The organism is Flexivirga lutea, from assembly GCF_054778955.1.
Window position 1 is genome coordinate 351,689 of record NZ_BAAGZB010000003.1, and the last position, 14,369, is coordinate 366,057.

At 67.7% G+C, this 14,369-nt stretch carries 11 protein-coding genes; 8 read left to right on the forward strand and 3 right to left on the reverse strand.

Features of this window, described 5'->3' with window-relative positions:
* Positions 1 to 13 precede the first annotated feature (13 nt).
* A complete protein-coding gene (locus ACYVBN_RS14430) occupies positions 14 to 1,234 on the forward strand; it encodes an MFS transporter (protein ID WP_460601123.1) in 1,221 nt (406 codons plus the stop codon).
* Here the strand turns inward: ACYVBN_RS14430 and ACYVBN_RS14435 are convergent.
* The gene (locus ACYVBN_RS14435; protein ID WP_460601124.1) at positions 1,219 to 2,235 is read right to left on the reverse strand and encodes a LacI family DNA-binding transcriptional regulator; all 1,017 of its coding nucleotides are present in this window, start codon (positions 2,233 to 2,235) and stop codon (positions 1,219 to 1,221) included. The two genes, ACYVBN_RS14430 and ACYVBN_RS14435, sit on opposite strands and share 16 nt — an antisense overlap.
* A 157-nt stretch (positions 2,236 to 2,392) precedes the next feature.
* Here ACYVBN_RS14435 and ACYVBN_RS14440 point away from each other — a divergent pair, with 157 nt between their 5' ends.
* The 5 genes from ACYVBN_RS14440 (at position 2,393) to xylA (ending at position 9,091) form a co-directional block, all read left to right on the forward strand.
* The gene (locus tag ACYVBN_RS14440) at positions 2,393 to 3,697 is read left to right on the forward strand and encodes a type 2 periplasmic-binding domain-containing protein (protein WP_460601125.1); all 1,305 of its coding nucleotides are present in this window, start codon (positions 2,393 to 2,395) and stop codon (positions 3,695 to 3,697) included.
* Between the two features lie 116 nt (positions 3,698 to 3,813).
* The gene (locus ACYVBN_RS14445; RefSeq protein WP_460601126.1) at positions 3,814 to 4,659 is read left to right on the forward strand and encodes a carbohydrate ABC transporter permease; all 846 of its coding nucleotides are present in this window, start codon (positions 3,814 to 3,816) and stop codon (positions 4,657 to 4,659) included.
* Positions 4,659 to 5,495: a carbohydrate ABC transporter permease gene (locus tag ACYVBN_RS14450; RefSeq protein ID WP_460601127.1), complete on the forward strand. Its 837-nt coding sequence runs from the start codon at positions 4,659 to 4,661 to the stop codon at positions 5,493 to 5,495. The genes ACYVBN_RS14445 and ACYVBN_RS14450 overlap by 1 nt, the downstream gene beginning before the upstream one ends.
* A 3-nt stretch (positions 5,496 to 5,498) precedes the next feature.
* The gene (locus tag ACYVBN_RS14455; protein WP_460601128.1) at positions 5,499 to 7,862 is read left to right on the forward strand and encodes a beta-glucosidase family protein; all 2,364 of its coding nucleotides are present in this window, start codon (positions 5,499 to 5,501) and stop codon (positions 7,860 to 7,862) included.
* Between the two features lie 47 nt (positions 7,863 to 7,909).
* Positions 7,910 to 9,091: an apurinic/apyrimidinic endonuclease family protein gene (gene xylA, locus ACYVBN_RS14460; protein ID WP_460601129.1), complete on the forward strand. Its 1,182-nt coding sequence runs from the start codon at positions 7,910 to 7,912 to the stop codon at positions 9,089 to 9,091.
* Between the two features lie 72 nt (positions 9,092 to 9,163).
* On the opposite strand, the gene ACYVBN_RS14465 is transcribed toward xylA, so the two are convergent.
* Positions 9,164 to 9,592, reverse strand: a complete 429-nt coding sequence (locus ACYVBN_RS14465; protein WP_460601130.1) for a hypothetical protein — start codon at positions 9,590 to 9,592, stop codon at positions 9,164 to 9,166.
* Between the two features lie 129 nt (positions 9,593 to 9,721).
* Between ACYVBN_RS14465 and ACYVBN_RS14470 the strand changes: the two genes are divergently transcribed.
* A complete protein-coding gene (locus ACYVBN_RS14470) occupies positions 9,722 to 10,975 on the forward strand; it encodes an MFS transporter (protein WP_460601131.1) in 1,254 nt (417 codons plus the stop codon).
* Here ACYVBN_RS14470 and panB read toward each other — a convergent pair.
* The gene (panB, locus tag ACYVBN_RS14475; protein WP_460601132.1) at positions 10,915 to 11,775 is read right to left on the reverse strand and encodes a 3-methyl-2-oxobutanoate hydroxymethyltransferase; all 861 of its coding nucleotides are present in this window, start codon (positions 11,773 to 11,775) and stop codon (positions 10,915 to 10,917) included. The two genes, ACYVBN_RS14470 and panB, sit on opposite strands and share 61 nt — an antisense overlap.
* A gap of 221 nt (positions 11,776 to 11,996) precedes the next feature.
* Here panB and ACYVBN_RS14480 point away from each other — a divergent pair, with 221 nt between their 5' ends.
* Complete coding sequence (locus ACYVBN_RS14480; RefSeq protein ID WP_460601133.1) at positions 11,997 to 14,315, forward strand: immune inhibitor A domain-containing protein; 2,319 nt, start codon at positions 11,997 to 11,999, stop codon at positions 14,313 to 14,315.
* Positions 14,316 to 14,369: the final 54 nt, after the last annotated feature.

Consider the following 14,369-nt stretch of genomic DNA (forward strand, 5'->3'; position numbering starts at 1 on the left):
GCGCCATACCCCGTTGCTGAAGCCCTACCGCGCGCTGCTCGCCACCCCGCAGGCCGCGCGCTTCCTCGTCGGGTCGCTGATCGCCCGTCTCGGCGGAGCGATGTTCGGTGTGGCCGTGGTCGCCATGGTCGCCGGTCGCAGCGGCTCCTACTCGCTCGCCGGGGCCGTCTCCGCGGTCGGCCTGATCATGCTGGCCGCCACTGCCGCCGGCGTCGGCCGGATGGTCGACCGGTTCGGGCAGCGCCGGGTAACCGTGCCGCTCGCCCTGTGGGGCGTGTGCTGGGACGCGGTGCTGGTCGTCGTCTCCATGTCCGGTGCGCCGCACTGGCTGCTGTTCGTGGCCTACCCGCTGTCGGCGGTCGTGGCCGCCCCCGACGCGATGAGCCGGGCCCGCTGGGTCCACCTGCTGGCCGGCCAGCCGGAGCGGTTGCACACCGCCATGTCGCTGGAACAAGTGCTCGACGAGTTCGCGTTCGTCGTGGGGCCGGCGGTCGCGGTGCTGCTGGCGACGACCGTGACGCCGGAGGCCGGATTCATCGCGGCGGCGGTCCTCTACGCCGTCGGGTCGCTGCTGTTCGTCAGTGCGCGTGCCAGTGAGCCCCCGGTGCAGCCGCCGGAGAGCGGGGTGACGGCAGGCGTCATACGCAATCTGCCGGTGCTGGTGGTGGCGCTCATCATGGTGCTGACCGGCGGCATCCTCGGCGCGAACGACGTGGTCACCCTGGCGTTCTCCGCCGAGCACGGGCACAAGGACCTCGCCGGGCTGATCCTTGCGCTGTTCGCCCTCGGATCCGGTTGCGCGGCAATCGTTTTCGGTGCATGCGAGATGAAGGGGACGCTGTCGCGGACGCTGCTGCTCGGCACCGTGGCGATGTGCGTCCTGGAGGCGCCGATCCTGCTGGTGGACAACCTCGTGGCGCTGTCCGCGGTGCTGCTGGTCGCGGGTGCCGCCACCGCACCCACGTTGATCACCTCGATGAAGCTGGCACAGACGCTCGTGCGGCCCGGGCAGGTCAACGAATCGATGGGCGTGGTCTTCACCGGGCTGCTGATCGGGGTCGCGGCCGGCTCGGCGATCAGCGGCGCGGTCATCGAGCGGTGGAACGCTCACGTCGCGTATGCCGTGCCCGTGCTGTCCGGGGTCGGCGCGATCGCACTGGCCGCGTTGGCGTTCCGTCTGTTGCAGCGGACCGCCCCGCCGGCACCTCCGGCCGAGATTCAGCTGTCCGGCTGACCCGCGAGCGGTCCGGTGGTCTTGCGCACGATCAGATGCGTCTCCAGCTGGAACGGGTGCGAGAACGCGTCGGGGTCGTCGGCGAGCGTCAGCACCCGCTCGACCGCGACCTTGCCCATCTCGACCAGCGGCTGATAGACGGTGGTCAGCGGGATCGGCGCCCAACGGGCCATCAGGGTGTCGTCGAAGCCGACCACCGACAGGTCGCCCGGGACCGTCATACCGCGTTCCATCGCTGCGCGCAGGGTACCCAACGCACTGGCGTCGCTGGAGGCGAAGATCGCCGTCGGGGGATCGGGCAACGCCAGCATGGCGTGTGCGGCGTGCAGGCTCGGCTCGACGGCATACACGTCGCCGAGGACGAGTGCGGGGTCGAAGTCGATCCCGGCATCGGTCAGCGCGCTGGTGTAGCCGTGCAGTCGCTCGCGGGCCGGTTGCGAGGTCGGTGGGCCGTTGAGGAAGCCGATGCGGCGGTGCCCGAGGTCGAGCAGGTGCTGGGTCGCCTCCCGGCCACCGGCCCAGTTGGTCGCCGCGACGGTCACCACCGACCGGGTGGTGGTGCCGATCGGGTCGACCACCACCAGCGCGATGCCGGCGTCGGCACACCACTGCAGCTCCAGGTCGGTCATCGGCGTCGTCACCGTCACCAGGGCGCCGATGCCGCGGGCGGCGACCGAGTCGAACCATCGCTTGGTGAGCCCCCGCGGTTGCTCGTCGGTCAGCATCCGCTCGATGACCAGCGACTGCCCCAGCCGCATGGCGGCTTCGGTGGCGCCGCTGAGCACCGACAGCGAGTAGGGGCTGATCAGGTCGTCGAAGAGGATCAGCACCGAATTGGCGCGCTGCCGGGCTCGGTGGCGTGCGTGATAGCCGAGATTGGCGGCCGACCGCAGCACCTTCTCGGCGGTCTTCGGGCTCACGTCCGGGCGGCCGTTGAGCACCTTTGACGCGGTGGACATCGACACGCCGGCGTCCTCGGCAACGGCCCGCAGCGTCGTCATGATGCGGCTCGTTCGATGTGCATGTCGCTCCCTGCTGTGCGTGGACGTTCTGGCCGAACGTTCGTCGAAACTGCTTGACCGGTGGCCCGGGCGGACTTAGATTAACCCGAACCGAAACGTTTCCGAAAGTTTCGAAGACCTGCTGAGGAGTCCGTTCATGTCCGTGTCACGTCGTCAGCTTCTGATGGGTGCGGTGGCGTCCGCACCCCTGTTCGCGCTCACCGCCTGCGGTAGCGGCGGTGGCAAGCCGGGCGGAGCGGGTTCGTCCGGTCTGTCCGCTTGGGCGCTCACCGGTGGGCCCGAGCAGGTCTTCAAGGACACCTTCGCCGCCTGGAACAAGGACAACCCGGACCACAAGTTCACCGTCCAGTACTTCGCGAACGACTCCTACAAGCAGAAGATCCGCACCAGCGTCGGGTCCGGCAACGGCCCGACGCTGATCTATTCCTGGGCGGGCGGCACGCTGCGCGACTACGTCGCCAGCAAGGACGTCGTCGACATCACCGACAAGATCCCCACGCTGACCAAGCGCGCGATCCCCTCCGTGCTCGATGTCGGCAAGGTCGACGGCAAGGTGTATGCCGTCCCGATCAACAACTCGCAGCCCGAATTGATCTACTACAACAAGAAGCTGTTCAAGCAGGCCGGCGTCGAGGTGCCCAAGACCTTCGACGAGCTGCTCACCGCGGTCCAGAAGCTGAAGACCAAGGGCATCCTGCCGATCGCGCTCGCCGGCCAGAGCCAGTGGCCGGAGCTGATGTGGATCGAGTTCCTGGTCGACCGGATCGGTGGCCCGGCGCCGTTCAACAAGGCGTACCAGCAGGAGAAGGGCGCCTGGTCGGACCCGGCCTTCGAGAAGGCGTTCGGCAAGCTGAAGCAACTCATCGACGCCGGGGCGTTCGGCAACAAGTTCGGCTCGGTGGTCGCCGACAACAACGCCGACGCGGCACTGGTCTACACCGACAAGGCGGCGATGTTGCTGCAGGGCAACTGGGTCTACACGACCTTCACCACCGATGCCAAGAAGTGGGTCGAGGACGGCAACCTGGGCTGGTTCGCCTTCCCGTCGGTGGAAGGTGGCGTCGGCGACCCGAGCAACGTCTACGGCAACCCGGCCAACTACTTCTCGGTGTCCGCCAAGGCGTCCAAGGCGGACCAGGACCTGGCCGCCAAATTCCTCGACAAGTACAACCTGGACGACAAGGCGTGTCAGGAACTCATCGACATGGGCCTCATCCCCGCTGTCCAGAACATCGAGAGCAAGCTCGAGGCCAGCAAGGACAAGGACTTCCTGCTGTTCACCTACAACCAGACCAAGAATGCCAAGAGCTTCCAGCTGTCCTGGGACCAGGCACTCTCCGACGAGCAGGCGCAGACCGTGCTCACCAAGTTGTCCGCGTTCTTCCTCGGCCAGGCGACCGCCAAGGACTTCATCACGGCGATGAACGGCACGATCAAATGAGTTCGGACGGGACTGCCGCAGCCGCGGCGGACCGTCCACGCAACGCGAGTCGGATCGCCGGCCGGAACGCCCGTCGCGGAGCCGGCCGCGGTACGGGACGAGGTCCGAGTCTGTGGATGCTGGCCCCGGCCATGGCGTTCTTCGCGTTCTTCGGACTGGTGCCGCTGGTCGGCACCCTGGTGCTGTCCTTCTTCGACTGGAACGGCCTGGGCACCCCGGCCTTCTCCGGGCTGGACAACTGGACGTCGGTGCTGCAGCAGAGCTCGATGTACCACGCGCTCTGGCTGACGATCCTGATGTGCATCGCGACCTTCGTCGTGCAGTTCCCGCTGAGTCTGTTGATCGGCGTCTTCATGGCCGGCCGGCAGCGCTACCGCGCGGTGCTGGCGGTGCTCTACTTCCTGCCGCTGCTGTTCTCCGCGACCGCGATCGGCATCGCGTTCAAGAACCTGCTCGATCCCAACTTCGGGCTGTCGAACGCGCTGCATCTGGGCCTGCTGCAACAGGATTGGCTCGGTTCGCCGACGCTGGCGTTCTGGGTCGTGATCGCCGTCGTTTCGTGGTGCTTCATCCCGTTCCACTCGCTGCTCTACCAGGCCGGGGCGCGGCAGATCCCGCAGTCGCTCTACGAGGCCGCCCAGCTGGACGGTGCCGGCCGGGTCCGCTGCTTCTTCAGCATCACCCTGCCGCAGCTGAAGTACACGATCGTGACCAGTACGACGCTGATGATCGTGGGCACGTTGACGGCCTTCGACCTCATCTACGTGATGACCAACGGCGGCCCCGGGGACGCAACGCGCATCCTGCCGGTCGACATGTACCTGCAGGGTTTCAAGAGCAATGACATGGGAGTCGCCAGTGTGATCGCGGTGATCCTGATCGTCCTCGGACTGACCTTCTCGCTGGTGCTGAACCGGTTGAGCGGATCGGACCGCATGGAGAGCCAGATGGAGGGCATGTGATGGCGCGCGCGGTCACGACACGGCAGCGGCCCAACGTCTTCGGCGGTGTGCTCGGATTCGTCTGGCTGATCCTCACGATCGGCCCGATCTACTACGTGGTGATCACCAGCCTGAAGTCACAGGCCGATTACTACAGCTCCAACGCCCTGGGCATCCCGACCGATCCGACGCTGCGTGCCTACCGGACGGTGCTGCACAACGACTTCCTGCGCTACTTCGTCAACAGCCTGCTCGTGGCCGTGGTCACAGTGGTCGTGGTGGTGGCGATCTCGCTGATGGCCAGCTACGTCATCGTGCGCCGCTCCTCGCTCATCGCCCGTATGTCGCAACGCGTCTTCCTGCTCGGGATCGCCATCCCGATCCAGGCGACGATCGTGCCGGTCTACTACCTGATCGTGCAGCTCGGTCTCTACGACACCCTGCCGGCGCTGATGCTGCCGGGCATCGCATTCGCGATCCCGATCACCGTGCTGATCCTGGTCAACTACCTGCGCGACATACCCGCCGAACTCTACGACTCGATGCACGCGGACGGCGCGAGCGACTGGCGCACTTTCGTCAGCCTGGTGCTGCCCCTGTCGAAGCCCGCGATCACGACGGTCGCGATCTACGACGCGCTCAACTGCTGGAACGGATTCCTCTTCCCGTTGATCCTCACCCAGAGCGAGAACGTGCGCACCTTGCCGTTGTCGCTGTGGAGCTACCAGGGCGAGTTCAACTCGGACATCCCCGCCGTGCTCGCGGCGATCGTGTTGTCCTGCCTGCCGATCCTGGCGGCATACATCATCGGGCGTCGCCAACTGGTCGCCGGCCTCACCGCCGGCTTCGGAAAGTGAACCATGACTTCAGAACAGACGGTGGGGATGGCCTCCCTGCCCTGGAACGACACGACACTCACCGTCGAGGACCGCGTCGCGGCGCTGCTCGGCGAGCTGACAGTCGCTGAGAAGGCGGCCCAACTCGGCTCCTACTGGCCACGGCCGCAAGAGGATTCGCCAGACGGTGACGTCGCGCCGATGCAGTCGGCCTTCGAGGAGGGGCGCCGCGATCTGGCCGGGACGGCGCGGGACGGCCTCGGCCACCTGACGCGCGTCTTCGGCTCCGGACCGGTGGACCCGGCCACGGGCGCACAACGGTTGCGTGAGCTGCAGCGGTACGTCGTCGACCATCAGCGGCTGGGCATCCCGGCGATCGCCCACGAGGAGTGCCTCACCGGGTTCACCACGCTCGGGGCCACCTGCTATCCCGCCGCCATCGCCTGGGGCGCATCCTTCGAACCCGAGCTGGTGGCGGCGATGGCGACGCGAATCGGCAATGACATGAAGGCTGTCGGGGTGCACCAGGGCCTGTCCCCGGTGCTGGACGTGGTGCGTGACTACCGCTGGGGGCGGGTCGAGGAGACGATGGGGGAGGACCCGTATCTGACCGGCACCCTGGGCGTGTCCTACGTGCGTGGACTGCAGGACGCCGGAGTCATCGCCACCCTCAAGCACTTCGCCGGGTATGCCGCCTCCCGCGCCGGGCGCAACCACGCACCGGTGTCGATCGGGCCGCGTGAGTTCGAGGACGTCATCCTGGTGCCGTTCGAGATGGCGGTCCGGCTCGGCGGCGTGGAGTCGGTCATGAACTCCTACGCCGACGTGGACGGCGAACCACCCGCGGCGTCATACCGCTTGTTGACCCAGATCCTGCGCGATCGTTGGGGATTCGAGGGCACCGTGGTGTCCGATTACTGGGCGGTGACCTTCCTGCAGTCGATGCACCGCGTGGCGGAGACCAGGGACGACGCCGGCGTCCTGGCACTGAGCGCCGGGATGGACGTCGAGCTGCCCGAGACCAGTGCCTTCTTCGGCCTGGCCGACGCGGTGCGGTCCGGCCGTCTCGCCGAAGACGTGCTGGACCGGGCCGTGGCGCGGGTGCTGCGGCACAAGATCACCCTCGGCCTGCTCGACCCCGACTGGGTCGCGGCGCCGCCGACGGCCGACCGGGTGGAGCTCGACAGCGCCGGCAACCGGGCACTGGCCCGCACCATGGCGGAGCGGTCGATCGTCCTGGTGCGCAACGAGAATCACGCGCTGCCACTGACGGCCGGCGCCCAGCGAGTCGGTGTGATCGGACCCTCCGCGGTGCAGGCCCGCACCTACCTCGGGTGTTACACCTTTCCCAACCACGTGTTGTCCCGCTTCGAGGAGCACGGCGCCGGCATCGACCTGCAGACGTTGGTCGACGCCCTGGATGCCGAGCTGCCGCAGGCGACGCTGCGGCACGCACGCGGTGTCGACTTCACCGACCTCGATCTGTCCGGTGTGCCCGAGGCGCTCGAGGTCGTCCGCGACAGCGACGTGGTCGTGCTGGCCGTCGGCGATCTGGCGGGGCTGTTCGGCAGGGGCACGTCGGGCGAGGGCTGCGACGTGGTCGATCTCGCCCTGCCCGGTGCGCAGCCGCAGTTGGTCGATGCGGTGCTCACCGAGGCGCAGCGGCTGGGTGTCCCGGTCGTCCTGGTCCTGATCACCGGACGTCCTTACGCGGTGGGCGATTTCGTCGACCGGACGGCCGCGATCGTGCAAGCCTTCATGCCCGGTGAGGAGGGTGGTGCTGCCATCGCCGGCGTGCTCTCCGGACGAGTCAACCCGAGCGGCAAGATCCCGGTCGGACTTCCGGCGCTCCGCGGCGGGCAGCCCGGCACCTATCTGGGACCGCCGTTGGCGATCAGCGACGACGGCGTCTCCAACCTCGACCCGCAGCCGGCGTACCCCTTCGGTCACGGACTGAGCTACACCACCTTCGAGGTCGCCGACCTCGGCGTGTCCGCAGACTCCATTCCGGCGGACGGCACCGTGCTGGTGAGTGCGACCGTTCGCAACACCGGTGATCGGGCCGGTGCGGAGGTGGTCCAGCTCTATCTGTCGGATCCGGTGGCGCAGGTGGTCCGGCCGACCCGCTGGCTCAGCGGGTTCGCCAAGGTCGACCTCGCGCCCGGTGCGGCAGCGCGCGTCACCTTCGAGGTGCACGCCGACCGCACATCCTTCATCGGCCTGGCCGGCCACCGCATCGTCGAGCCGGGCGACGTCGAGATCGCGCTCGGCACGGCCAGCGACGCGTTGCCGCTCACCGGACGGTTCCGCATCGACGGCGCGGTCCGGGAGGTCGGCGAGGGACGGGTGCTGCACACCCCGGCAACCGTCGTCACGGCACCGCACTGACGTCATACACACTTGTTCTGATCACTCACCAGGAAGCAGGCATCCCCATGGCACTCACCCCGACCCCCGACGACAAGTTCTCCTTCGGCCTGTGGACGGTCGGCTGGACCGGCGTGGACCCGTTCGGCACGGCGTCTCGCGAGCCCCTCGAACCGTGGGACTACGTCAAGCACTTGGCCGACCTGGGCGTCTGGGGCATCACCTTCCACGACAACGACGTCTTCGCGTTCGACGCCGACGAGGCGACCAAGCGCTCCCGGATCGAGCAGTTGAAGAAGTCCTGCGACGAGGCCGGCATCACCATCGAGATGGTCACGACCAACACCTTCACCCACCCGGTCTTCAAGGACGGCGGGCTGACCAGCAACGACCGCGGCGTCCGCCGGTTCGGACTGCGCAAGATCCTCGGCGCGGTCGACATCGCGGCCGAGTGCGGCGCGCAGACCTTCGTCATGTGGGGCGGCCGGGAAGGTGCCGAGTACGACGGCAGCAAGAACGTGTATGCCGCCCTCGAGCGCTACAAGGAGGGCATCGACACGGTGGCGGCATATATCAAGGACAAGGGCTACGACCTGCGAATCGGGTTGGAGCCCAAGCCGAACGAGCCGCGTGGTGACATCTTCCTGCCCACCGTCGGGCACGCGCTGGCGTTCATCGCCGAGCTCGACAACGGCGACATCGTCGGGCTCAACCCGGAGACCGGTCACGAGCAGATGGCGAACCTCAACTACAGCCACCAGCTCGCGCAGGCGTTGTGGAGCGGCAAGCTGTTCCACCTCGATCTCAACGGTCAGCGCGGCCTGAAGTACGACCAGGACCTGGTCTTCGGGCACGGCGACCTGCTGTCGGCGTTCTTCACCGTCGACCTGTTGGAGAACGGCTTCCCGGGCCAGCCCGACGCACCGCGCTACACCGGCCCCCGGCACTTCGACTACAAGCCGTCACGCACCGAGAACATGCAGGGCGTATGGGATTCGGCCGCGGCGTGTATGTCGACCTATCTGCACCTTGCCGAGAAGGCGCGGGCTTTCCGGGCGGACCCGCGAGTCACCGAGGCCATGGACTACGCCGGCGTGACCGCGCTCCAGGAGCCGACGCTCGCGGCGAGCGAGTCGCTCGCCGACTTCCTGGCGGCGGACGACGACTTCGACGTCCAGCAGGCGGCGGAGCGTGACTACGGCTTCGTGAAGCTGAACCAGCTCGCGGTCGAGCACCTCACCGGTCGCTGAGGTCGTGCCGACGGCGCCGTTCGTCGACAGAATGACGCGGCGTCGTCGGGCCCGCTGGGGCAGCTCGCGGGGCTATGCCGTGGCCGCGGACCGGTCCCGCAGCGTCGGATGGACCGCTCGACCGCGCAGGGCGACCACCGAGGCGACGACCACGACGGACTCGCTGATCACGGACACCACGCCCAGCGGCTCGAACCAGTTGCCGACGTCGTCGGCGAGCATCGGGAACGCCACGATCCGGGTGGCGGCATACCCGATCACTGCCAGGCCGCAGGTCGGGACCGACAGCGCGTAGACACGCGGCGCGTCGTGCACCAGCAGGGTGGCTGCCAGCACGACGCACGCGACCGTCAGCACGATGAACAAGGCACCCATGTAGGGCGCCTCGTCCAGGTGCGGCGCGATCACCGGGACGTGCGCGCACGCGGCGACGAGCGCTGCCGCCACGACCAGCAGGCGCAGCGGGGACCGCAGCGGCCTGCCCAGGAAACGGTCGATCATGACGAACCCCTTGCGTTCGGTGAGTGGAGCGAAGTCACCGGTGATTCGTCGCCGACGACGATCCGGATCGGCACGGACCCGGGTGGCACTCGGTCGCGGAGACGGCCGAAGTCATTAGACTGGCTAACAATGAGTGAGATGCCGGACTTCGACCTGAAACGACTGGCGATCCCGGCATACGCTCCGTCGCTGCTCTTCGGAGTGGCCGAGGGCGCCATGCTTCCCGTGGTCCCGTTGTCGGCGCGCGAGCTGGGCGGCTCGGTGGCGACCGCCGCGCTGATGGTCACCCTGCTGAACATCGGCTCGCTGCTCTTCAACGTCCCGAGCTCGATGATCACCGCCAGGTACGGCGAACGCCACGCGATCATCGGCGCCTCGATCGTCGGTGTGCTGGCGGCTGCCCTGTGCATGACCGCGAACACCGTGTGGCTCTTCGGTGCCGGCGCCTTCCTCATGGGCGTCAGCGGCTCCGTCTTCATGCTCGCGCGGCAGAGCTACCTGACCGAGGTGGTGCCGGCGCGCTATCGCGCCCGAGCGCTGTCGACGCTCGGGGGAGTGATGCGCGTCGGCATGTTCCTCGGTCCGTTCGTGGGCGCGGCCGCGATGGGGCTGTGGCGCCTGCACGGCGCGTATGCCGTCTGTGTCGTGGCGCTCGCCGTCGCCGGCCTGGCGGGGGCCACCCTGCAGGATCTGCCGGCCGCCGCCGGCGCGGAGGGGACGACGGCGGCCAGCGCGACCGTGCGCGGGGTGGCCCGGGACTATAAGCACATCTTCCTGACCGTCGGCATGGGCATCCTGCTGGTCGCGATGATCCGTGCCACCCGGCAGGCGGTGATCCCGCTGTGGGCGGAGCACCTCGGGTTGTCGCCGCAGGCCATCTCGGTGATCGCCGGCATCGCCGGGGGCGTCGACATGCTGGTGTTCTACCCGGCGGGGAAGGTCATGGACCTGTTCGGCCGGCGCTGGGTGACCGTGCCCTCGATGCTGGTGATGGGGTTGTCCATGATGGCCATCCCGCTCACTCACGGCGCCGTCCTGCTCTGCGTCGTCGCGTGCGTCCTCGGCTTCGGCAACGGCATCGGATCCGGCATGGTGATGACGCTCGGGGCGGACTTCTCACCATCCGTGGGGCGGGCGCAGTTCCTCGGGATCTGGCGGGAACTCTCCGACGCCGGCGCAACGGTCGGGCCGGCCGTGCTGTCTGTGGTCACCGCGGCGGCCGCGCTGGCCGCCGGGATCGTGGTCTCCGGTGCGTTCGGCCTGCTCGCCGCCGCGGTCATGTGGTGGTCGGTCCCCACCAAGGGAGCCGGACCACACACCCGTCAGGACTCGAAACTCTGCTCCGCGGAGGGGAACACGCCGGACGCGACCTCGCGAGCGTAGTCCTGTGCGGCACGGCCGAGTTCGCCGCGCAGGTCGGCATACTTCTTGACGAACCGCGGTGCCTTCCCGCCGCGCAGGCCGGCCATGTCCTGCCAGACGAGCACCTGTGCATCGCAATCCGGACCGGCGCCGATGCCAATGGTCGGGATGGCGAGCGCCTCGGTGACCTTCCGTGCGGCCGGGGCCGGAACCATCTCCAGCACGATTGCGAAGCAGCCGGCGTCCTGCAACGCCAGCGCGTCCTCCAGCAGGCGTTCGGCGCCCTCGCCGCGGCCCTGGACGCGGTAGCCGCCCAGCACGTGCTCGCTCTGCGGGGTGAACCCGATGTGGCCCATGACCGGGATACCGGCGCGGACGAGGAGTTCGACCTCGGGCACCATCGGTTTGCCACCCTCGAGCTTGACGGCGTGCGCCAGTCCCTCCTTCATGAAGCGGGCAGCGGTCTCCAGCGCCTGCTGCGGACTGGCCTGGTAGGAGCCGAACGGAAGGTCCGCCACCACCATCGCGTGCGAGGTCGCCGTGCTCACCGCGCGCACGAGCGGCAGCAGGTGGTCGACGGTGACCGGCACGGTGGTCTCGAAGCCGAAGACGTTGTTGCCGGCCGAGTCGCCGACCAGCAGCACCGGGATGCCGGCCTCGTCGAAGATCTCGGCGGCATACATGTCGTATGCCGTCAGCATCGCCCACTTCTCGCCCCGGGCCTTCTTCGCCTGCAGGTGAGGGACGCGGACCCGGCGCTGCGGGGCGGCCTGTGCCCCGGTGCCGTAGGGCGCGCTGACTTCTGAGGATTTGTCGGTCATGGCGTCGACCCTATCGGCGCGCGAATCCTCAACGGCAGGTAAAGCGCACGCATGGAAACATTAAAAGAACCTGGAGATGGCCCGCAAATACGCCCAGAAGTGGGCAGGCTGACTGCGGCCCGCCGCACACCCCGTTCGCGGCGGCCGTTTCACATCGAGGTCCGGGCACGTAGCTCGCTGAGTGCCGTCCACCTCGCAGGAGAGCCTCACAGGAGGAACAAGTGACCACACGCGTCTTCAAGGCGGTCGCCGGAACGACGGCATTCGCCGCCACCGCGTCGTTCGCCATCGTCGGCCTGACCCAGCCGGCTCATGCACAGGTGGTGTCCCCGGCCGGACCCGGCCTCAGCCACCGCGCGGACAATCTGCCCAACCCCCGGGCAGAACAACAGGCGGCCGAGCGCACGGCTGCGGTCAACAAGCTCGTCAAGGGCGAGGCCGAGGTCAAGACGATCGACGGCAAGAAGGTCATCGAGCTGCAGGCGCCGGAGTCGGCCGCCCACGCCAAGAAACGCGGCAAGGGCACCACACCCAAGAAGGGCAAGTACGTCCAGTACGACCCCAACCAGTCGACCGAGATCTTCACCACGCTGGCCGAATTCGGCACCCAGACCAAGCCGCAGACCGGTGGTGCCGCGGGTCCGCTGCACAACCAGATCCCCAAGCCGGACCGCAGCACCAACAACTCGACCTACTGGGTCGACGACTTCAACCAGGCGCACTACAACGACCTGTTCAACGGTGACGGCGAGTCGTTCCGCAACTTCTACAAGGATCAGTCGCAGGGCCGGTTCGAGGTCGACACGACCGTGAGCGACTGGGTGCAGGTGCCCTACAACGAGGCGCGCTACGGCCACAACCCGGTCAAGGGTGACGGCACGAGCGAGGCCGAGGGCTACTGGGCGTTCGTGAAAGATTCGCTGACCGCTTGGTACAACAAGCAGATCGAGTCCGGTAAGACCAAGGCGCAGATCACCGAAGAACTCAAGCAGTTCGACACCTGGGACCGTTACGACTACGACGGTGACGGCGACTTCAACGAGCCCGACGGTTACATCGACCACTACGAGGCACTGCACGCCGGCGAGGGCGAGGAAGCCGGCGGCGGCGCCGAGGGCGCCGACGCCATCTGGTCGCACCGCTGGGCGGTGCAGACCGGCTACGGCACCTCGGGCCCGGCCGGCAACAAGTCCGGCGGTGTCCAGATCGGCGACACCGGCATCTGGGTGCAGGACTACACCACCGAGCCGGAGAACGGCGGCCTGGGCGTGTTCACCCACGAGTTCGGTCACGACCTGGGACTGCCCGACCTCTACGACACCACCAACAAGGGTGACAACACCGTCGGCTTCTGGAGCCTGATGAGCAGCGGCTCATGGCTCAACCACGGCAAGGACGCGATCGGCACCACGCCCGGTTACATGGACGCCTGGTCCAAGGTCCAGCTCGGCTGGAGCGACCTGCAGACCGTGCAATACGGCAAGGACACCGAGGTCCACCTCGGCCCGGCCGACCTGGACAACCGCAAGGAGCCGCAGGCGGTCGCGGTCAGCCTGCCGGACAAGAAGATCACCACCGACTACAACACCCCGAAGTCCGGCACACATGAGTGGTGGAGCGGCAGCGCCGACAACCTCAACACGACGTTGTCCCGCCAGATCGACCTGACCGGTGCCAAGTCGGCTTCGGTGTCCGCCGCGGCGTGGTACGACATCGAGCAGGACTACGACTTCCTCTACGGCCAGGTCTCCACCGACGGCGGGTCCACCTGGACCACCGTCGGCGACGGAGTCACCGGCTCCCACAAGTCGTGGACCTCGGTGAGCTTCGACCTGACTCCGTATGCCGGCAAGAAGGTCCTCTTCCGGTTCGCATACCAGACCGACGGTGGGGTCCACTACGACGGCGCCTTCCTGGACGACCTCGCGGTGACGGTCGACGGTGTGACCACCACCGACGACGTGGAGTCGGCCGACTCCGCGTGGACGGCCGACGGGTTCACCCGGATGACCGGCAGCAACACCGTCACCAAGTCGCACTACTACCTCGCCGAGTCCCGTCGTTACTCCGGTTACGACGACACGCTGAAGACCGGTCCGTACAACTTCGGTTTCAGCGACAAGCCGGACTGGGTCGAGCACTACCCCTACCAGGACGGTCTGCTGGTCTGGTACGTCGACAACGAGTACGAGAACAACAACACCACGGTCCACCCGGGTCACGGTCTCGTGCTGCCGGTCGACGCGCACCCGGTCCCCGTCGTCTGGAAGACCGGTGAGGTCGCCTCCAACCGGATCCAGAGCTACGACTCGACATTCGGCCTGCACAAGACCGACAAGTTCACGTTGCACCGCAAGGGCACGTCGCTGGACATGCCCAAGCAGGCGGGCAACCGGATGTTCGACGACAGCCGGACCGACGCCTACTGGTCCAGCCAGAACCCCACCGGTTCGGTGAAGGTCGCCGGCAGTGGCACGCAGATCATCGTCAAGCACAAGCAGGGTGACGGTCTGCTGCTGAACGTGAAGTTCCGCAAGTAGGACTCGGACGAACCCACAGCACGCTGGTCGAGTGGCCCCTGCGCCGCTCGACCA